22 protein-coding genes, 1 other RNA gene and 2 pseudogenes are annotated in these 18,084 nt (G+C 54.1%); 8 read left to right on the top strand and 17 right to left on the bottom strand.

What is annotated here, in order from left to right; translation table 11 throughout:
- Positions 1-46 precede the first annotated feature (46 nt).
- The 3 genes and pseudogenes from GYMC52_RS20345 to GYMC52_RS08040 all read left to right on the top strand — a co-directional run.
- Positions 47-255 (top strand): annotated as a pseudogene (locus tag GYMC52_RS20345) (hypothetical protein); the annotation flags it as partial.
- 22 nt (positions 256-277) lie between these two features.
- Positions 278-445 carry a fosmidomycin resistance protein gene (locus GYMC52_RS20340; protein ID WP_083777783.1) on the top strand — a complete coding sequence of 56 codons (168 nt, stop codon included), beginning with the start codon at positions 278-280 and terminating at the stop codon, positions 443-445.
- Between the two features lie 78 nt (positions 446-523).
- Positions 524-1,816, top strand: a complete 1,293-nt coding sequence (locus GYMC52_RS08040) for a sensor histidine kinase (RefSeq protein ID WP_013523695.1) — start codon at positions 524-526, stop codon at positions 1,814-1,816.
- 50 nt (positions 1,817-1,866) lie between these two features.
- Here GYMC52_RS08040 and GYMC52_RS08035 read toward each other — a convergent pair whose 3' ends face one another.
- Positions 1,867-2,073, bottom strand: coding sequence for a DUF6501 family protein (locus GYMC52_RS08035; protein WP_011231108.1), 207 nt, complete (start codon positions 2,071-2,073; stop codon positions 1,867-1,869).
- A gap of 171 nt (positions 2,074-2,244) precedes the next feature.
- On the opposite strand from GYMC52_RS08035, the pseudogene GYMC52_RS08030 reads away from it, so the two are divergent.
- Both GYMC52_RS08030 and GYMC52_RS19750 read left to right on the top strand, forming a co-directional pair.
- Positions 2,245-3,018: pseudogene (locus GYMC52_RS08030) on the top strand (SDR family NAD(P)-dependent oxidoreductase).
- A 66-nt stretch (positions 3,019-3,084) separates the two neighbouring features.
- Entirely contained in the window at positions 3,085-3,261 is a 177-nt protein-coding gene (locus tag GYMC52_RS19750) for a hypothetical protein (RefSeq protein WP_013523694.1), read from the top strand.
- Positions 3,262-3,441: 180 nt separating this feature from the next.
- Here the strand turns inward: GYMC52_RS19750 and GYMC52_RS08025 are convergent, their stop codons facing one another.
- The 15 genes from GYMC52_RS08025 to GYMC52_RS07965 form a co-directional block, all read right to left on the bottom strand.
- Entirely contained in the window at positions 3,442-3,669 is a 228-nt protein-coding gene (locus GYMC52_RS08025) for an NETI motif-containing protein (RefSeq protein WP_013523693.1), read from the bottom strand.
- A 64-nt stretch (positions 3,670-3,733) separates the two neighbouring features.
- Positions 3,734-3,883 carry a DUF2639 domain-containing protein gene (locus tag GYMC52_RS18580; protein WP_013523692.1) on the bottom strand — a complete coding sequence of 50 codons (150 nt, stop codon included), beginning with the start codon at positions 3,881-3,883 and terminating at the stop codon, positions 3,734-3,736.
- 295 nt (positions 3,884-4,178) lie between these two features.
- Positions 4,179-5,891: a DHA2 family efflux MFS transporter permease subunit gene (locus GYMC52_RS08015; protein WP_013523691.1), complete on the bottom strand. Its 1,713-nt coding sequence runs from the start codon at positions 5,889-5,891 to the stop codon at positions 4,179-4,181.
- Positions 5,892-5,901: 10 nt separating this feature from the next.
- Positions 5,902-6,540, bottom strand: coding sequence for an HlyD family secretion protein (locus GYMC52_RS08010; protein ID WP_013523690.1), 639 nt, complete (start codon positions 6,538-6,540; stop codon positions 5,902-5,904).
- 3 nt (positions 6,541-6,543) lie between these two features.
- The gene (locus GYMC52_RS08005; RefSeq protein WP_011231100.1) at positions 6,544-6,984 is read right to left on the bottom strand and encodes a MarR family winged helix-turn-helix transcriptional regulator; all 441 of its coding nucleotides are present in this window, start codon (positions 6,982-6,984) and stop codon (positions 6,544-6,546) included.
- 201 nt (positions 6,985-7,185) lie between these two features.
- Positions 7,186-7,374, bottom strand: a non-coding RNA gene (ssrS, locus tag GYMC52_RS18175) — 6S RNA.
- 63 nt (positions 7,375-7,437) lie between these two features.
- Entirely contained in the window at positions 7,438-8,991 is a 1,554-nt protein-coding gene (locus GYMC52_RS08000; RefSeq protein ID WP_013523689.1) for an acyl-CoA carboxylase subunit beta, read from the bottom strand.
- Positions 8,988-9,134, bottom strand: a complete 147-nt coding sequence (locus GYMC52_RS19595; RefSeq protein ID WP_156779981.1) for a hypothetical protein — start codon at positions 9,132-9,134, stop codon at positions 8,988-8,990. The genes GYMC52_RS08000 and GYMC52_RS19595 overlap by 4 nt, the downstream gene beginning before the upstream one ends.
- A gap of 27 nt (positions 9,135-9,161) precedes the next feature.
- The gene (locus tag GYMC52_RS07995) at positions 9,162-9,944 is read right to left on the bottom strand and encodes an enoyl-CoA hydratase (protein ID WP_013523688.1); all 783 of its coding nucleotides are present in this window, start codon (positions 9,942-9,944) and stop codon (positions 9,162-9,164) included.
- 19 nt (positions 9,945-9,963) lie between these two features.
- Entirely contained in the window at positions 9,964-10,857 is an 894-nt protein-coding gene (locus tag GYMC52_RS07990; protein ID WP_013145415.1) for a hydroxymethylglutaryl-CoA lyase, read from the bottom strand.
- 16 nt (positions 10,858-10,873) lie between these two features.
- Positions 10,874-11,086, bottom strand: coding sequence for an acetyl-CoA carboxylase biotin carboxyl carrier protein subunit (locus GYMC52_RS07985; protein ID WP_011231095.1), 213 nt, complete (start codon positions 11,084-11,086; stop codon positions 10,874-10,876).
- Between the two features lie 26 nt (positions 11,087-11,112).
- A complete protein-coding gene (accC, locus tag GYMC52_RS07980) occupies positions 11,113-12,465 on the bottom strand; it encodes an acetyl-CoA carboxylase biotin carboxylase subunit (protein WP_013523687.1) in 1,353 nt (450 codons plus the stop codon).
- Between the two features lie 71 nt (positions 12,466-12,536).
- Entirely contained in the window at positions 12,537-14,171 is a 1,635-nt protein-coding gene (locus GYMC52_RS07975) for an AMP-binding protein (RefSeq protein WP_013145417.1), read from the bottom strand.
- 59 nt (positions 14,172-14,230) lie between these two features.
- Positions 14,231-15,373, bottom strand: coding sequence for an acyl-CoA dehydrogenase (locus GYMC52_RS07970; RefSeq protein WP_013145418.1), 1,143 nt, complete (start codon positions 15,371-15,373; stop codon positions 14,231-14,233).
- Between the two features lie 139 nt (positions 15,374-15,512).
- Positions 15,513-16,139: a TetR/AcrR family transcriptional regulator gene (locus GYMC52_RS07965; protein ID WP_013145419.1), complete on the bottom strand. Its 627-nt coding sequence runs from the start codon at positions 16,137-16,139 to the stop codon at positions 15,513-15,515.
- Between the two features lie 193 nt (positions 16,140-16,332).
- Here GYMC52_RS07965 and GYMC52_RS07960 point away from each other — a divergent pair, with 193 nt between their 5' ends.
- Together GYMC52_RS07960 and GYMC52_RS20175 are read left to right on the top strand one after the other, a co-directional pair.
- The gene (locus GYMC52_RS07960; protein ID WP_013145420.1) at positions 16,333-16,581 is read left to right on the top strand and encodes a hypothetical protein; all 249 of its coding nucleotides are present in this window, start codon (positions 16,333-16,335) and stop codon (positions 16,579-16,581) included.
- A gap of 6 nt (positions 16,582-16,587) precedes the next feature.
- Positions 16,588-16,722, top strand: a complete 135-nt coding sequence (locus GYMC52_RS20175) for a hypothetical protein (RefSeq protein WP_013523686.1) — start codon at positions 16,588-16,590, stop codon at positions 16,720-16,722.
- A 54-nt stretch (positions 16,723-16,776) separates the two neighbouring features.
- Here GYMC52_RS20175 and GYMC52_RS07955 read toward each other — a convergent pair whose 3' ends face one another.
- Positions 16,777-17,565 carry a GNAT family N-acetyltransferase gene (locus tag GYMC52_RS07955; RefSeq protein WP_013523685.1) on the bottom strand — a complete coding sequence of 263 codons (789 nt, stop codon included), beginning with the start codon at positions 17,563-17,565 and terminating at the stop codon, positions 16,777-16,779.
- Positions 17,566-17,732: 167 nt separating this feature from the next.
- Between GYMC52_RS07955 and GYMC52_RS07950 the strand changes: the two genes are divergently transcribed.
- Positions 17,733-17,990, top strand: coding sequence for a DUF6154 family protein (locus GYMC52_RS07950; protein WP_013523684.1), 258 nt, complete (start codon positions 17,733-17,735; stop codon positions 17,988-17,990).
- The last annotated feature ends 94 nt before the right edge of the window (positions 17,991-18,084 follow it).

The following is an 18,084-nucleotide window of genomic DNA, read 5'->3' as shown; positions in this document are numbered from 1 at the left end:
AAGTATAATCAAGAATATTAAGATATATTTTGAACGAGGGAGAACGATGAACACCCATACAGAGCAAACGAGCGCCGCAAGATGACCGTCTACCCGATTTTGTTCGCCATCAGCCTCGGCCACTTTTTGAACGACGCGATGCAGGCGGTCATCCCGGCGCTCTTTCCGATTTTGCGCTCGACAATGGAGCTGTCGTATGCGCAAATCGGCTGGGTCGCCTTTGCCTTGAACATGACATCATCTGTCATGCAGCCGGCTGCTTCCGAACCATGTCGGCATGGCGTCCGAACTCATCGTCGGTCTGGCGTTTGGCATGGGGGCGCTCGGCGCGGTCGTGCTCGGCAAAATCGCCGACTTGTCGTCGCTCGGCACATTAATGGGGCTTTGCAGCGTGCTGCCGCTCTTTGGCGCCTTGGCGGTTTGGCTGCCGAAAGATCGGACATAGCCAATGCATATTTTTCTTTCAATCTCTTTTCGCTATAATGGAAGGTGATAAGGTCCATTCAGTTAGGAGATTTTTCGTATGGCGGGTTTATACATTAACCAGCACGTCCTGAACAACTTATTTTATATTTTAGTCACGATCTTTGCCTTTTCGTTTATTTATGACCATAGTCGAGCGATCCGGCAGCGCCCGCTCTATAGCCGGGCGTTGCTTGGGATTTGTTTGGCGTTGGCGGCCGTTTTGTGCATGAAATTTCCGATTTACATGGATCCGCTGTGCGTCCATGATTTCCGGCAAATTCCGTTTTTGCTTGGAACGCTGTATGGCGGAGGAGGCTTAGGGGCGGCGCTGTTTGTTGTCTTGATGCTGGCGCGCGCCGTTTTGTACGGATTTCAACCGCTCACCTTGATCGTTTACGCCATCATGTTTGCCATAGCGGCGGCCGCCTCGCCGCTGTTTCGCAAGCTGCCGCGGCCGAGCAAGCTCGTTATGTCGCTTTGGCTGACGTTTTTGCTCGCGGTGCTGACGACATTTGTCGCCGTGATGATTGCTGATTTTCCGGTAACGAGGCCGTATATCGCGTATTTCATTATAATGCCGCCATTCGTCATGATGTTCGCTGTCTATTTGATGGAGACGCTTCATGAGGCGCAGCTCGCTCGGGCAGAGCTGATGAAGATGGAAAAAATGCAGATCGTCAGCCAAATGGCAGCCAGCATTTCCCATGAAATCCGCAACCCGCTCACCGTCGTCAAAGGGTTCATCCAGCTGCTGCAAACTGGTCGGCTGCCGCGCGAAACCGAAGAGCGGTACATTCGCATCGCCTTAGAGGAACTCGAGCGGGCGGAAGCCATCATCCGCGACTATTTGACGTTTGCCAAACCGGCGCCAAAAGAGACCGAGCCGATTGATGTCGCCGTCGAGCTTCAAAAAGTGCTGCAAATGATTACGCCAATGGCGCATATGCATTCGATCCATGTATCCTCTTCCCTCGAACATGGTGTCGTCATCGGAAACGTACAATATTTCCAACAGTGTTTTCTCAACTTGTTGAAAAACAGCATTGAGGCGATGCCGAACGGCGGCACGCTCCATGTTGCGGCCGAGAACCGGGGGGCATCAGTCGTCATCACCATTTCCGACAACGGCGTTGGCATGACGAAAGAACAAGTGCGCCGCTTCGGCGAGCCATACTTCAGCACAAAAGAAAAAGGCACTGGGCTTGGTGCGATGGTCGCCGTCAAAATTATTGAGCAAATGGGCGGCACATGGGCGATCGAAAGCGCCGTTCAAAAAGGAACAACGCTGACCGTTACGTTGCCTGAGAACCAGGCGCAGCCGCCGGCTCCGGAACAGAGCGCCGCCGGCTGAGAAAAAACGGATGCCTCGCCAGGCATCCGTTTTTGTCGCCGCTTGGGCGATCACTTGACTTCCTCAAAATAATCTTTGTAAAACCCGCCGACTTTTCCGCTGTTGTCGATGACAAAATAAAACTCGTCCGTTTCGCTTTTCACTTCATATACTTTGCCCGGCGTCAACACATTGCTGACCATGTACTTTTCCGCGTTCGTGTGAACGCACTTTACTTTTTTGATCGTCGGCCGGGTCGCCCATGTGTGATGAATCATGGCGTCATCCCCTTATCTAGATGGTGTTCTCTTTTTTATTGTAGCGGGACGGCGCGCCGGCTGCAACTTGGAATTCCCGCTCCCTGCCAAACAGCGATGCCAATGATTGGCTGCAACAGGGGATCATGCTATCATGAGGATGTACCGACGATTCTGAAAGGGGAGATTTCGATGTTTTTGCCTTCGTTTCGCTTGGACGGAAAAACGGCGTTAGTGACGGGAGCCGGACGCGGCATCGGCCGGGCGATCGCGATCGGGTTCGCTGAAGCCGGGGCCGATGTGGCGCTCATCGCCCGCACGGAAGCTGATTTGCAAGAAACAGCAAGCCATATCGAACAGTTCGGCCGGAAAGCGTACATATATCCGCTTGATGTCATCGACCGGAAAGCCGTGCATGACGCCGTCGCCGATGTCAAACAATAAGCCGGATCACTTGATATCGTTGTCAACAACGCTGGCATGAACATCCGCACGCCGGCTTTGGATGTGACGGATCATGAGTGGGAAACGATTATGAACACCAACTTAAAGTCGGCGTTTCTCGTCTCACAAGAAACCGGTCGCGTCATGAAAGAACAAAAGCAAGGCGGAAACATCATCAACATCGCTTCCGTCGCCGGCCATGTCGCCTTGCGCACCGGGGTTGTGTATGCGGCGACAAAAGCGGCGCTCATCCAAATGACGAAAGTGCTGGCGTTTGAGTGGGGGCGCTACGGTATACGCGTCAACGCGATCGGCCCATGGTATTTCCGGACTCCGCTCACCAAAACGCTGCTTGAGGACGAAGCGTATGTGAACGACATTTTGGCCGTCACGCCGCTCAAGCGGATTGGCGAGCTGCCTGAGCTCGTCGGCCCGGCTGTGTTCCTCGCCTCCGATGCGTCAAGCTATATCACCGGTCAAACGCTATTCGTCGATGGCGGCATGACGATCCACGGCTTTTGAGTAAAACACGCCTTGATGACGCACCCTATAAACGCAGCAGTCCATATCCACAAGGGGGTACCAACGATGGATGAGCAAGAAAGCAAACGGCAATTTCAAGACGATCTGGACCAATACCGAATGGACAACGTCATACACGCCCCGAAGCACTATGTGTACCAAGTCGGCTACGAAGCATCAAGCGGCAACCCGACCGGCGGCCATCGGGAGGCGAAAAAAACGCGCGAATGGCCGCACAGCTAGACCGGGAAGGAGCTCCCTTTCCGATTTTTTGACTGGCCAATATCCCGCTTTGTATAGGCGGCGACCGTTGGGAAAAGAACTTCCTTCGCAATTTTTTGATGAATTCTCTTGCCCCTACAACCAGAGCCCGTCGAATCTGCGGCCGCGCCTTCAGCCTAAGGTGGAGCCAACAACCGCCCGTTATGGCTCATCGCGCACACCCTCAAATTCGATGATGCGCCCGCACGGCTCAACCATCGTTTCGCCGTTCGTTTCCACTTCGCGGAAAATCGGCTGCTCGATGCGGCGGACAGGACGGTAGCCTTCCTGTTTCATTCGCGCTAAACAGGCGGCGATCGTTTCCCCTTCCGCTACCGTAAACCGTTTTTTCTTCATCGCTTCCGGCGCGTCCCCACTCTTGTCAACCATTAGGCGCGCCTCCCTCCTTTCCCCTTTAGGTTGCCCAAAAAAGAAGCCGGATTTTTCATCCGGCTCAGCGCGTTTTCTGCACATATTTTCGGTACAACCCGTACAGCTCGGCTGCTTTGTATATCTCAATTTTTTTCCGTCCGATCGGATGGCGGGCGATGCCTGCCTTTTTCAACTCGGCAACAAGCCATCCTTTCGAGCCGAAATGCGCCATGGGCGCTCCCCCCTTTTTTTCATCCACTTGTCTTTATGATGTATATGCGCGCAAAAAGGGAGGAAGAACATCTCGCTAATCACGTTTGCCGCCATATCCTTTGCCATGCTTTTTCTCTTTTTTGTTTTTGGCTTTTTCATGGCCGGGCGGACGCCATCGTTGGCAAATACAGCGTACGCTTCGGCCATCTCGAGCGGCGAAACGCCGCGGGACATGCCGCCAAGAGCAATGCCAAGCTGGCGGTCGCCTTTTTCCAAGGGCAAGCCGAACCGGCGCAGCGCATCCATTCCTTTGTTTACGCCGATGGCGATTTATGCTTTTTTCCCTTTAAGAAAAACGCCATCATTAACGCCAACACCGTCAAACCGGTGGCAACGAAAAAGGCGTCGTTGATCCCCTGGACCGTTGACTGTTGCTGCACCAGTCCATACAACAGCTGGGCGATTGCCTCATCGCTTGGGATCGCCTGTTTCAATTGGCCGACAAGGCTCATGAACAACGGATTGTTTTCCGTCATTTCATTGCGGTACATTTCGACATGGAATTTGGCCCGGTTGGACATGATCGTCACCAAAAACGCCGTCCCGAGCGAAGCCGCCACTTGACGGATCGTATTCGACATCGCCGTGCCGTGGCTGTACAAATGGCGCGGCAAGGCGTTCAACCCTTCCGTCATAATCGGCATTCCGAGCATCGACATGCCGAACATGCGGAAAATGTAAAGCCAAATCAACTGGCTGTATGGCGTATCCATCGTGAGCTTGCTGAACTCCCACGTCGTCACAGCGGTGATGATCAAGCCAACAATAGCGAGCATCCGCGCGCCGATGCGGTCAAACACCCAGCCGGAAATCGGCGACATGATCGCCATCACAATCGCTCCCGGCAGCAACAGCAAACCGGCATCGAGCGGCGTAAAGCCGCGCAAGTTTTGCAAATACACCGGAAGCAAGACCATGGCGGCAAACATCGCCATGTTAATGACCGAACCGATGACGGTCGCCAACGTAAACACTGGGTAGCGGAACACACGGAAATTGAGCACCGGATGCTCCGAGCGGAGCGAACGCCATGTGAACATGATCAGGAACAAGACGCCGATGACAAGCGACACAACGACTTCCGTCTCGCCCCATCCTTTGCTTCCGGCCTCGCTGAAGCCATACAGAACGCCGCCAAACCCGATCGTGGAGTAGACCGCCCCTTGCACGTCCAGCACTGGATTGCCTTTGCGCGGCGTATGTTTCAGCCAGACGGAGGCAAGCACAATGTCTAAAATCGCGATCGGCAAAACGACGTAAAACAACAGCCGCCATGTATAATGTTCAACGATCCAGCCAGACAGCGTCGGCCCGACCGCCGGCGCAAACATCATGGCGATTCCGACCGTCCCCATGGCCACTCCGCGGCGTTCCGGCGGGAAAATCGACAACATAATGACCATCATCAGCTGCATAATAATGCCGGCCCCGACCGCTTGTGTCAACCGCCCTGCGAGCATGACGGCAAACGATGGAGCGATCGAGCAGACAAACGCGCCGATGGCGAAAAATGACATGCCGGATAAAAACAGCCGTTTCGCTGGAAACTTCGCGATTAAAAACGGGCTGATCGGGATGAGCACCCCGTTGACGAGCATATATCCTGTCACGAGCCATTGGATCGTCGACGTTTCCACGTTGAAATCTTGCATCATATGCGGCAAGGCGACGTTGATCAACGTTTGATTCAAAATGGCGACAAACGCGCCCAGCATGACCGTCGCCACAACCTTGCCGCGGCTGCCGATATCCCCGAGGCCGCCTTGCCCGGCTGGAGCGGCCGGACGCCCATCCGTTTCTGTCGACGGCTCTGCTTTCGTTTCCGCTAACGGTTGAGCGTTGGCTTCCGCCGCTTCATCCGCCGCCTTCCCTGCGGCTGAAGCCGGCTTGCGGCGGCGCAGCGCGATGTTGACCGCCGCCAAGACCAAAACGGCAAACACAATATAACCAATGACAAATGCTGTCATCTTCCATCACCTACTTATGGATGCGGACGGTGACGTTCATGCCCGGCACAAGTCCGGCTCCGCTGTAATTGTCAATGGAAATCGTAACGGGAATCACTTGGGTCACTTTCGTGTAGTTGCCGGTCGCATTGGAACTTGGCAACAGGCTGAACGTATTCGCTGTCGCATTGCCAATCTTTTCGACTTTGCCGCTGAATTTGCGGTCCGGATACGCATCGACATAAATATCGACGTCTTGCCCGACTTTCACGTCTTCAATATCCGTTTCTTCAATATTCGCCGTCACCCACAAATCGTTCAAATCAAACCCGCGGGCAAGTGGCATCCCCGCGGCGACAAACGAGTCTTTGACTGCGTTTTGCTGCACGATTGTCATCCGATGAGGCACTGTCACCGGAATCGTTGTTTTGCCGTCAAACACCTCACCGATTTCTTCCCCCGCTGAGAAGGTTTTTCCCGTGTCGCCCCGCCAGGATGTCAGTTTTCCGGACAGCGGCGCCGCAACCGAGATGACCTGGCCGTCGATGCGGGCGTTGTCCGTTTTAATGTAGTTCGTTGCTTCATTCACATAGTAGTAAGCGGCAAAGCCTCCACCGACAAGCAAAATGAGCACAATGATGTTCAACGCAACCAGTCGTTTCACGTTCACCGTCTATTCCTCCCCGAGTAAAATCGCTTTAATTTTTTCATGAAGATGCAAAAACTGTTCAATCTCCTCTGGAGAGACGAGTTCTTGAATGCGGCCAAGCCGCCGGCGCAGCACCGACTGCTCGCCAAACGCTTCCGACACCGTCTCTTTTCCTTTTTCCGTCAAACTCAAAATGACCGCGCGCCGATCTTGCTTCGACGGCTCACGGACAACAAGGCCGGCGCCGACGAGCCGGTCAACCGTGCCGCTGACATTGCTGTTGCTTAAGTTTAATTTTTCCGCCAAGTCATTCAGGCGAATATGCTCTTTTTTCAGCAGCGTATATAAGACGATCAGCTGCACCTCTGTCACCCCGACGCGGGCGGCGTCCTCGCGGATGAGGCGATAAAGCGCCTTTTGCGTCCGGAAGACAGCGTACATGATGTCCCGGCTGATCCCTTCCATTCATCCCCCTCCTTGCTTCATCTTTCTTGTTGGAATAGTTTCAATACGAATTATTCCTGCACGAAATATGATTATAACATGAAAACAGGGAAAATCAACTATATTGTTTCATGTCTTTTTGAGAAAACATACGCAACGAAAAAGAGTCCAACCGGATGTTTTGCATCCAGTTGGACTCTTTTGCCAACTCCTCATTCGTGAATCCGCGCCGCTGTTGCCGTCGGCTGAATGCAGTTTCTCAACCACGCTCCACCAGGTGGGTGTTCGCAGAAGCGTTCCTGCCGTCCTCCATCACGAATATTGAGGCATGACATTCCCGCTTCAATGTAGAACTCCCTTTTGATTGCCATCGGTTGAAACTTCATTCTACAACGCACAACGCAGCAACGGATTGGTGATTATTATGATACATGATCGGCCGTCCCTTGGCAAGAGGGACAGCCATCCATTTTTTCAAACTGGATACACCCCATGCTTCCGCTCAGAAAAGACGATATACTTGGACATATAGGCCTCAAATCGGCGGATGAGCTCGTTGCGCAAATCGTTCGGCGCGACGATTCCGTCAACGACCAATTCGGAAGCGAGCCGATAAATATCGATGTCGCGCCGGTATTCCTCGCGTTTTTGTTCGACAAATGCCGCACGCTCTTCTGGCGGCAACTCGGCAATTTTGTTGGCGTAGACGGCGTTGACGGCCGCTTCCGGCCCCATGACGGCGATTTGCGCGTTCGGAAGCGCCAAGCAGCAATCCGGTTCAAACGCCGGCCCGGCCATCGCGTACAATCCGGCGCCGTACGCTTTGCGAACGATGACCGAGATCTTCGGTACGGTGGCTTCCGACATGGCCGCGATCATTTTCGCCCCATGGCGGATGATGCCGACCCGCTCGACTTTCGTGCCGATCATAAAGCCAGGGACGTCGGCCAAAAACAAAAGCGGGATATGGAACGCGTCGCAAAGCGTGATGAATTTCGCCGCTTTATCAGCCGAATCGTGGAACAATACGCCGCCTTTGACGCGCGGCTGGTTGGCGATGATGCCGATCGGCTGGCCGTTAAGATGCGCCAGTCCGGTAATGATTTCTGGCGCAAACAGTTTTTTGATTTCACAAAACGATCCTTCGTCAATGATCCGCTCAATCAAATCATACATGTTGAACGGCGCATTTTGGTTTTCTGGCAAAATGTCCTCGATCGTTTTGTCAAACGATTTCGGCGGCTTCGCCTCGACCACCGGCGGCTTTTCGCTGTAATTAGACGGAAAATACGACAAATAACGGCGTGCATAGGCAATCGCTTCTTCTTCGGTTTTCACGAGCACGTCGCCGCAGCCGGAGACGGTGCAATGCATGCGGGCGCCGCCCATCTCTTCGAGCGTCACTTTTTCCCCAATCACCATTTCCGCCATGCGCGGCGAGCCTAAGTACATCGAGGCATTGCCTTCGACCATGATGACGATATCGCAAAACGCCGGAATATAAGCGCCGCCGGCTGCTGATGGACCGAACAACAGGCACACTTGCGGCACTTTGCCGGACAGCTTCACCTCATTGTAAAAAATGCGCCCTGCCCCGCGCCGGCCGGGAAACATTTCGATTTGGTCCGTAATGCGGGCGCCGGCTGAGTCCACCAAATAAATGATCGGGCAGCGCAGTTTTTCCGCCGTCTCTTGAATGCGGATGATTTTTTCGACGGTGCGCGCTCCCCACGAGCCGGCTTTGACGGTCGAATCGTTCGCCATCACGCAGACGGTGCGGCCATGGATTTTGCCGATGCCGGTCACGACTCCGTCAGCCGGCAGGCCATCCGCCAAACAGTTGGCAAACAGCCCGTCTTCCACTTCCAAACCGTTATCAAGCAGCAAATTCAGCCGCTCGCGGACAAACAATTTCCCTTGGGCCGCATTTTTTTCATGATATTTTGGCGCCCCGCCTTTCTTGATTTCCGCCGCTCTTTTCTCCAGCTCCGCTGCGAGCGTGTCTTGTTGATTGGCTGTTTCCTTCATCTCTTTGTTTCCCCTCCTTGTTTTGATGGATCTTGCTGTTCAATCCCGCTTGTTCGGCCGGAGCAAGGTTGGATGCCGTGTTTGATCGCTGTGAAAAGGCCGATGCGGCGCAAGCGCTCCGTTGCGGCTTTCTCCTTATCCAAACAGCCCCATCCTGCCCAAGCGCGGGCTTACTCGCCTTTGTACACCGGCTTCCGCTTTTCTTTAAACGCCTGCAAGCCTTCCAACCGGTCTTTCGTTGGGATCGTCGCCTCATAAGCGAGCTGCTCGATCGCAAGGCCCGTCTCCAAATCAACGTTGAATACGCTTTGGATCGCCCGTTTCGCCTGGCGGACGGCAATCGGGGCATTGTCGGCGATTTGCCGCGCCAATTCAAGCGCCCGATCCATGAGCTCGGCGCGCGGTACGGCGTATTCGACAAGGCCGATTCGCTCGGCCTCTTTGGCGGTGATGCGCTTTGCGGCAAAGATCAATTCTTTCGCTTTTCCGATGCCGACAAGGCGCGGCAGCCGCTGCGTCCCCCCCGCTCCCGGAATGATGCCAAGCGACGTTTCCGTCAACCCAAGCTGGATATCGTCGGCAGCAAACCGGATGTCGCAAGCCAAGGCAAGCTCCAACCCACCGCCAAACGCCGAGCCGTTTAAAACGGCGATGACCGGCTGCGGCACTTTCTCGACCTCGTTGATCGTTTTGCTGATTAAGGCGACGGCCTGCCGCACTTCCGTTTCATTCATCCCCGCCCGCTCTTTCAAATCAGCGCCGGCGCAAAACACCTTGTCTCCTGCCCCGGTCAACATGACAACGCGCACGTCTTTCCGAAATTTGATCTCCTGAAAGAGCGCTCCAAGCTCGAAAAGAAGCGCTCTTGAAAGCGCATTGGCCGCTTCTGGACGGTTTAATGTCACAATGGCGATGCCGTTTTCTTGTGTTTCAAACGATACAAGTGTGCTCACGTTTTCTCCCCCCTTATGATCAAACCGTTTGCAAATAGCGGCTCGGAAGCGGGCGGCCGATTTTATCGCGGATAAACAAAGCCGCTTTCGTCAGCTGCTCGACATCGATGCCGGTTTCAATCCCCATGCCGTGAAGCATATATACTAAATCATCGGTGGCGACGTTTCCCGACGCTCCGGGAGCGTACGGACAGCCGCCGAGGCCGCCGAGCGAGCTGTCAAACGTCGTAATCCCCATTTCCATTGACACTAAAATATTGGCCAGCGCCGTCCCTCTCGTGTCATGGAAATGCATCGCGATCCGATCAGCCGGAAAACGGCGGAGCACGATTGCGAGCACCTCTTCGACTTGCTTGGGCGTCGCGACGCCAATCGTATCGCCAAGCGACAGTTCGTCAACCCCCATCGCCAACAACCGGTCCGCCACCATCAGCACTTGATCGACGGCGACAGGCCCTTCATACGGGCAGCCAAAGACGGTGGAAACGTAGCCGCGCACCGTTTTTCCTGCTTGTTTTGCCGTTTTCACGACCGCTTCCAGCACCGGAAATGTGGCGGCGATGGTTTTGTTAATATTTTTTTGGTTGTGCGTTTCGCTCGCTGACATGAAGACGCCCACTTCATCGACCCCGGCGCCAAGCGCCCGCTCAAGCCCCTTTTCGTTGGGGACGAGCGCCGCATACGTGACGCCGGCTTTTCGGCGAATGCCCGCTGCCACTTCAACGGCGTCCGCAAGCTGCGGAATCCATTTCGGATGGACGAAGGAAGTCACCTCAATGTACGACAGTCCCGTTTCTGACAATAGGTTGATCCAAGCGATTTTATCGGCGGTCGCGATCGGCGTTGCTTCGTTTTGCAGGCCGTCGCGCGGGCCGACTTCTTTGATCGTCACCTTCGCCGGCCATCGGCTCATGCTCTGCTCCCCCTTTTTACTCAATCTCGACAAGCACGTCGCCTTCGTTCACGAAATCTCCTTCCTGCACGTGGATGTGCTTCACGACGCCAGACGTTTCCGCGGCAATCGGAATCTCCATTTTCATCGATTCCAAAATGACGACATCTTGCCCTTCTTCCACACGGTCACCGACGGCGACGACAATTTTCCATACACTTCCTGCCATCGTTGCGGTTATTTGATTCATCGTTTCTTCCCCCATTCATTTCTGCTTCATTTCGTTTTTATTGGTTTCCAATGTTTCGAAAGGAAATCGGTCGTCGTATCCCCCGCTTGAAACGCCGGATGGGACAACACGGCCTCAAGCAGCGGAATGTTCGTTTTAATCCCTTCAACGCGATAGTCTCGAAGCGCTTCGAGCAAGCGTTCAATCGCCGTTTGCCGATCCGGCCCTTTTGCAATCAACTTCGCGATCATCGGATCATAAAACGGCGTGACCGTGATGCCGCTTTGAACCGCCGTTTCATGACGAATCCATTCGCCTTGTGGGGCGGAAAACACCGCAATGCGGCCGGGCGACGGGTAAAACGTGTTCGGATCTTCGGCATAAATGCGCACTTCAATGGCGTGACCGTCGCGGCGAATCTCTTCTTGTTTATAGCGGAGCGGCTCGCCCGCGGCGATGCGCAGCTGCTCTTCGACGATGTCGATGCCGGTGATTTCTTCTGTCACCGGGTGCTCGACTTGCAGCCGAGTGTTCATCTCAAGAAAATAAAAATTTTTCTGTTCATCGACGAGAAATTCAATGGTACCGGCATTTGCATAACCGATGTAACGCGCAGCCCGCACCGCCGCCTCCCCCATCTTCCGCCGCGTCTCTTCATCCAAAAACGGCGACGGCGCCTCTTCGACCACTTTTTGGTGGCGGCGTTGGATCGAACATTCACGCTCCCATAAGTAAACACAGTTGCCATTTTGGTCGGCAAGAAGCTGAATTTCAATATGGCGCGGGCGTTCAATATATTTTTCAATGTACATCGTCCCGTCGCCGAAAAACGAAGCGGCCCGTTTTTGGCTCCCTTCAAACGCTTGGCGCAGCTCAGCTTCATCGCGAGCGATATGCATGCCGATGCCGCCGCCGCCGGCTGACGCCTTCAGCATGACTGGATACCCAATCGAAGCCGCCGCTTTGGCCGCCTCATCGGCGCCATCAAGCGCAAAGGAGACGCCCGGGACGATCGGCACGCCGGCTTTTTCCATCGTCCGCCGCGCTTCGATTTTGCTGCCCATCGCCGCAATGACGTCCGCCTTCGGACCGATGAAGACGATTCCTTCTTCCTCGCAACGGCGGGCAAACGCTGGATTTTCCGACAACAGCCCGTAGCCTGGATGGATCGCCTCCGCTTTCGCCGTTTTGGCAACCTCAATGATTTTTTCGATATTTAAATAGCTTTCCGCGACGCGCGGCTTGCCGATCAAATACGCTTCATCCGCGAGCGAGACATGAAGCGAATCGGCGTCTGCTTCGGAATAAATGGCAACCGTTTGAATGCCGAGACGTCGGCACGTGCGGATGACACGGACGGCGATTTCGCCGCGGTTGGCAATCAACACTTTCGAAAACATCGTCTCACCCTTTCTTAAAAGTACAGGTGCCGGCGCCGGACGGTTCGTCCGCCCGGCGCGGCGGTTTAGGCTTAGGTTGTTAAGCCGAGGCGCTGTTTCGCCATTTCCCGCAATTTGAATTTCTGAATTTTCCCAGATGCCGTCATCGGGTACGAGTCGGTAAATTCGATATAACGCGGGATTTTATGCCGGGAAATGTTGCCGCGGCAAAACTCGCGAATCTCCTCAGCGGTCGCCGTTTCGCCGTCTTTTAAGATGATCCACGCCATCACTTCTTCACCATATACCTCATCCGGCACGCCGACGACTTGAACGTCCAAAATTTTCGGATGTTTGTACAAAAACTCTTCGATTTCGCGCGGATAAATGTTCTCCCCGCCGCGGATGATCATATCTTTCAGCCGGCCGGTGATGCGGCAGTAACCGTTTTCATCCATCGTCGCCAAATCGCCGGTATGCAGCCAGCCGTCTGCATCGATCGCTTCATTTGTCGCTTCCGGGTTGTTGTAATACCCTTTCATGACATGATAGCCGCGCGTGCACAGTTCCCCTTGCACACCCCGCGGCACTTCCTTGTTCGTGCCCGGCTCGACGATTTTCACTTCCACGCCCGGCAAGGCGCGGCCAACCGTTTCGACACGCAGCTCAAGCGGATCGTCGGTGCGCGTTTGCGTGATGACTGGGGACGCTTCCGTCTGCCCGTAGGCGATCGTAATGTCTTTCATCCCCATTTTCTCGATGACCGCCTTCATCACTTCGACCGGGCAAGGAGAACCGGCCATAATGCCCGTGCGCAGCGACGACAAATCGTATTTGGCAAAATCCGGGTCGTTGAGCTCGGCGATGAACATCGTCGGCACGCCGTGAAGCGCCGTGCACCGCTCCGCTTCCACCGTCTCGAGAACCCGCTTCGGATGGAACTCCACAACCGGCACCATCGTCGCCCCGACCGTCACGCATGCAAGCGTGCTCATGACACAGCCGAAGCAATGGAAAAACGGCACCGGAATGCACAATCGATCGCCTTCGCCAAGTCCCATGCATTGCGCCACTTGGTGGGCGTTGTTGACGATGTTGTAATGCGTCAACATCACCCCTTTCGGGAATCCAGTCGTCCCGGACGTGTATTGCATGTTGATCACATCGTGCGGGTCGAGGCTCTCCATCCGTTCATCGAGTTCTTCTTCCGATACGTCGTGCGCCATCGCCAAGATGTCGTTCCATGTAAACATGCCCGGGTGCCGTTTGTCGCCAAGAAAGATCACGTTTTTCAACTTCGGCAGCCGTTTCGATTGCAGCTGTCCGGGCGCCGATGTGCGCAGCTCGGGAACGATTTCATATAAAATATCGATATACGACGAGTCGCGATATTGCTCAATCAAAAAGAGCGTCGTCGAGTCGGACTGCCGAAGCAAATACTCAAGCTCCGCCGCGCGGTAGTTCGTATTGACCGTCACGAGGACGGCTCCCATTTTGCCGGTCGCAAACTGGCAGGCGATCCATTCCGGGACGTTCGTCGCCCAAATGGCGACATGCTCCCCTTTTTCGATGCCAAGCCGCATCAACCCGCGCGCAACGAGGCGGCAATAGTCGTTAAACTGCCGATACGTCAGACGCAAGCCGCGGTCGGCATACACGACCGCCTCGCGATCCGCATATTGCCTGGCTCGCTCTTCCAACAATTTCCCCACAGTCACCGTCAACATCGGCCGTTTCCTCCCCTTTGTCCGAATTCATTGTTATCGATATGCAGGCATTTCCGCTTTTAGCATCCCAGTTGGCGGGCGATGACGAGCCGTTGGATTTCTGATGTGCCTTCGCCGATTTCCATGAGCTTGATATCCCGCAAATGGCGCTCAACGCCGTACTCTTTCATATAGCCGTATCCGCCGTGAATTTGAATCGCTTGGTTGCAGACGCGGAACCCCATTTCCGACGCAAACAGCTTGGCGAACGATGCTTCTTTTGTAAACGGTTTCCCTTTGTCTTTCAACCAAGCCGCCTTGTACACCATATTGCGGGCAAGCTCAATTTCCATCGCCATGTCAGCGAGCTTAAACTGGATCGCTTGAAACTTGGAAATCGGCTGGCCAAACTGGACGCGTTCTTTCGCGTATTGAAGCGCTTTCTCAAACGCCGCTTGCGCGATGCCGACGGCTAAAGCAGCGATGGAAATGCGGCCGCCATCAAGCGTGTACAAAAACTGTTTAAACCCTTTTTGCGGGTCGCCCAAGACGTTTTCTTTCGGCACGCGGACGTTCTCGAAAACAAGCTCGCACGTATTGGACGCGCGCACGCCCATCTTGTCGTAATTCGAACGGATCGTAAATCCTGGGGAGTCAGTTGGCACGATGAGAGCGGTGATGATGTTTTTGCCGCGCGCATCTTTGCCTGTCACGGCGGTGACAATGACTTGCCGCGCGTATTGGGCGTTCGTGATCCAGCATTTTTCGCCGTTGATGACATATTCATCGCCATCGAGCACCGCTGTTGTGCGCGTGCCCCCAGCATCGGACCCGGCGTTCGGCTCCGTGAGCCCAAAAGCGCCAAGCGTCTCTCCTTTGGCCATCGGCACGAGCCATTTTTGTTTCTGCTCCTCTGTTCCAAAGTAATAAATGGGACTCGCCCCAAGTGACACGGCGGCCGCATAGCTTAGCCCGGTGCCGCCGCAGGCGCGGCCGATTTCCTCAACGGCGATGGCATACGAAATCGTATCGCCTCCAGCGCCGCCGTATTCTTCCGGAAACGGCAAACCCAATAGCCCCAACTCGCCCATTTTGCGGAAGACATCCAGCGGAAAATGCGCCTCTTCATCCCATTTCGCCGCGTATGGGGCAATTTCCTTCTCAGCAAAGTCGCGAACCATTTCTTTAATCATTTGTTGCTCTTTTGTTAATGAAAAATCCATCCTGTCCCTCTCCCCCATAGAAAATGTTCTATTATTTAAACCGACTAGTCGGTTTAAACGAAGGAAACGAATGCAGATCGTTTTGATTTTTGAAGCGTTTTCAAAAAACCGACTAGTTGGTCTGTATACGATCAACAACTTATTCGGCGGCCGGCCGCAACAAAAACCGCGCCGCCGCTGGGTTTTCTGGTGTGCGGAGCACCGCATGCAAAATGAAATCGGCAAAATACGCCGCGATCTCCTCAATTGACAGCGGACCATCCGGATTGTACCATTTGTATGTCCAGTTGACCATGCCGATAATGGACATGCCAGTAATCTCCACCGACAGCTCCGGACGAAATTCCCCGGCTTCAATCCCCTCGCGAATGACTCGAAAAATGATTTGCTTGAACTCTTCGCGCTTTTCATTGATCGGTTCAGCGTATTCCGGTTTTAAGTACGTGCTTTCCTGGTAAAACACGGTGATGTGTGGTTTATACAAATGAAACACTTTGACAAACGACTGAACGATGGCGTACAAGCGCTCGGTCGGCGTAGGAAAGCCCTCATACGCCTCCTGCGCTTTTGTCAGCGCATACGTGATAAAGACATCATGGATATGGTACAAGAGCTCGTCTTTTGATTTAAAATTATGGTAAAAACCGCCTTTGGATGTGTCGCTTTCGGCAACGATGCGGTCGACCGTCACGCCGTGGTAGCCGTATTTCTCAAATAAATGAAGCGCCGTATCGATAATGCGGTCTCTGAGCGGTTTGTCAGCCATAGAAAATCCCCTTTGCCATTTATATTACACTATTTTCTGAAAAAGTGAAATATTTTTTTGTTTTGCCTTTACCATACCCGAACTGCACCATGATTGTCAACCATTGCTTCTCATGCCCAACACGGTCGTACAGGGCCTGCCGATACATAATGGCCGCCATGTTTTCAAATGATAAAGATGGAGGTGGCTTCGATTGGAACCGATGCTATGCCCAAACTGCAAAACGAACCGGACGCGGTTTCATCTCATTGAGCAGCACCCGCGTGCGGTCAAGCTCGATCCGCACACCGGCGACATTGAGCACGAATACACAAACGAAGCGCTCGAACCGTTCCATCTCCCATACCGCGGCCCGAGCTACCGCGTCCAATGCGGCGTCTGCGGGCTGATCGAAGATGCGGACATGTTCATTCAGCGCGCGAAATCGTCTCCATTGAGGTGATTCCATATGGCGAACAAAAAACAAACACCTTCTTCCATCGTTGACCAAAAACAGCTCGTCAACGACAAGGCAAAAGCGATGCGGGAGCACGGCGGCGAGCACATTCGCCGCGTCACGCCAAACGGGGCGGACGGGCAATAAACGCCGGCTTGCTTCTGCGCAGAAGCAAGCCGGCGGAGCTTCCGCTTTTCGTTGCTAGCGGTACATCGCCCACAGCCCAATATCGCGAAAACCAAGGCGGCGGTAGATGCGGCCAGCGGCCGGGTTGTCGTAAAACAAGCACGGCATCTTCCCTTCAGCGAGCAAATCGCAAACGAGCTTCGCCACGATGGTGCTGGCATACCCTTTCCCTCGATGCTCCTGATCCGTGCAGACGCCGACGATCATCGCCGACAATGAGTTTTCCGCTGATGTCGATGCCGCGGCCACCATTCGGCCGTCTTGTTCAATGTAGTACGTTCTAGCTGAATTGGTTTCCATCCCTTTCACCAGCATATCGCGGGACGACGGCCTCGTCTCAAATTCGGCAATGCGGCGCCGCAAGTCGAGAATCCGGTCGACATCGGCCAATTCGGCTTTTTTGACGGCGAACGCCCCCATTTCTTGGCGGGCGTATTCATCCGTCCGACACTCGCAAAAGTAAAGCGTTCGCTTCGTCCCAAGCGGCAGCCGCTCTTCGAACTGCCTGGCAATGTCCGCCTTGCCAGACAGCTGGATGGACGATGATTGGGCTGTCTCGCGGATGAGACGAGCAAAGCCATCGGCATCAAAATCGCCAGGCGCGTACGGAATGTAGGAATCGTAATAACGGAGCAGCACCGCCTTCAGCGAGCCGGCATCGTCAAACTGCCCCCAAACGTCTTGGAAATCGGCGTCATAGCCAAACGACTCAATATCGCCGATGATAAATAAATTGAACGACGGATCTTGCCGCAAAAACGAAAATACTTGTTGATGGTCTTCGGCCGTTAACCGGCGAATCATAGAATTCCCCCGCTTTTCGAATGATATTTTTTCCATTATACTATGAATCATCCCTGCTGCCAATGGCATTTGTGGCGTCAAAGCGAGAGGATTGCCGATGCCCCTAAGTCCGCATCGGCCAACTGCAAAGAAAGGAGGAAGCCCGCTCTCAAAAAAGCGAGGCGACGATGCCGATGAAGTTTATTGACGATCTGTACGAATACTATAAAGATCGACTGACCGGAGATGAAGAAGACGCCGAAGCGGTGGCGATGTCGATTTTAGATGAACTTAGCCGCCGCGATGTGCTCAAGCTGATCAACGAGATGACCGATGAAGAGCTGCTCGGCATGTTCGGTTTGTATGTCCTGGAAAGCTTGAAAGCGAAAATGGCCCGCGAAGGCCTCGGCGCAACGCGGCCGCAAGATGCGCCGCGCGTGCATTGACAAAACAAAACGGCTGTCCCCCATGTCATAAGGAACAGCCGCTATGTTGGGCAAATGATGGTTTCGTATTCATTTGGCAGCCCTGTGAACATGA

It is taken from the genome of Geobacillus sp. Y412MC52 (genome assembly GCF_000174795.2).
In the GTDB taxonomy this organism is placed as follows: domain Bacteria; phylum Bacillota; class Bacilli; order Bacillales; family Anoxybacillaceae; genus Geobacillus; species Geobacillus thermoleovorans.
Note: the sequence above shows the minus strand (reverse complement) of the source record. Positions and strands in the feature narration are given on the sequence as shown.

Coding starts and splice junctions, on each gene's coding strand:
- GYMC52_RS20340 (WP_083777783.1), top strand. CDS start 278: ATGGCGTCCGAACTCATCGTCGGTCTGGCGTTTGGCATGGGGGCGCTC.
- GYMC52_RS08040 (WP_013523695.1), top strand. CDS start 524: ATGGCGGGTTTATACATTAACCAGCACGTCCTGAACAACTTATTTTAT.
- GYMC52_RS08035 (WP_011231108.1), bottom strand. CDS start 2,073: ATGATTCATCACACATGGGCGACCCGGCCGACGATCAAAAAAGTAAAG.
- GYMC52_RS19750 (WP_013523694.1), top strand. CDS start 3,085: ATGGATGAGCAAGAAAGCAAACGGCAATTTCAAGACGATCTGGACCAA.
- GYMC52_RS08025 (WP_013523693.1), bottom strand. CDS start 3,669: ATGGTTGACAAGAGTGGGGACGCGCCGGAAGCGATGAAGAAAAAACGG.
- GYMC52_RS18580 (WP_013523692.1), bottom strand. CDS start 3,883: ATGGCGCATTTCGGCTCGAAAGGATGGCTTGTTGCCGAGTTGAAAAAG.
- GYMC52_RS08015 (WP_013523691.1), bottom strand. CDS start 5,891: ATGACAGCATTTGTCATTGGTTATATTGTGTTTGCCGTTTTGGTCTTG.
- GYMC52_RS08005 (WP_011231100.1), bottom strand. CDS start 6,984: ATGGAAGGGATCAGCCGGGACATCATGTACGCTGTCTTCCGGACGCAA.
- GYMC52_RS08000 (WP_013523689.1), bottom strand. CDS start 8,991: ATGAAGGAAACAGCCAATCAACAAGACACGCTCGCAGCGGAGCTGGAG.
- GYMC52_RS07990 (WP_013145415.1), bottom strand. CDS start 10,857: ATGAGCCGATGGCCGGCGAAGGTGACGATCAAAGAAGTCGGCCCGCGC.
- GYMC52_RS07985 (WP_011231095.1), bottom strand. CDS start 11,086: ATGAATCAAATAACCGCAACGATGGCAGGAAGTGTATGGAAAATTGTC.
- accC (WP_013523687.1), bottom strand. CDS start 12,465: ATGTTTTCGAAAGTGTTGATTGCCAACCGCGGCGAAATCGCCGTCCGT.
- GYMC52_RS07975 (WP_013145417.1), bottom strand. CDS start 14,171: ATGTTGACGGTGACTGTGGGGAAATTGTTGGAAGAGCGAGCCAGGCAA.
- GYMC52_RS07970 (WP_013145418.1), bottom strand. CDS start 15,373: ATGGATTTTTCATTAACAAAAGAGCAACAAATGATTAAAGAAATGGTT.
- GYMC52_RS07965 (WP_013145419.1), bottom strand. CDS start 16,139: ATGGCTGACAAACCGCTCAGAGACCGCATTATCGATACGGCGCTTCAT.
- GYMC52_RS20175 (WP_013523686.1), top strand. CDS start 16,588: ATGGCGAACAAAAAACAAACACCTTCTTCCATCGTTGACCAAAAACAG.
- GYMC52_RS07955 (WP_013523685.1), bottom strand. CDS start 17,565: ATGATTCGCCGGTTAACGGCCGAAGACCATCAACAAGTATTTTCGTTT.
- GYMC52_RS07950 (WP_013523684.1), top strand. CDS start 17,733: ATGCCGATGAAGTTTATTGACGATCTGTACGAATACTATAAAGATCGA.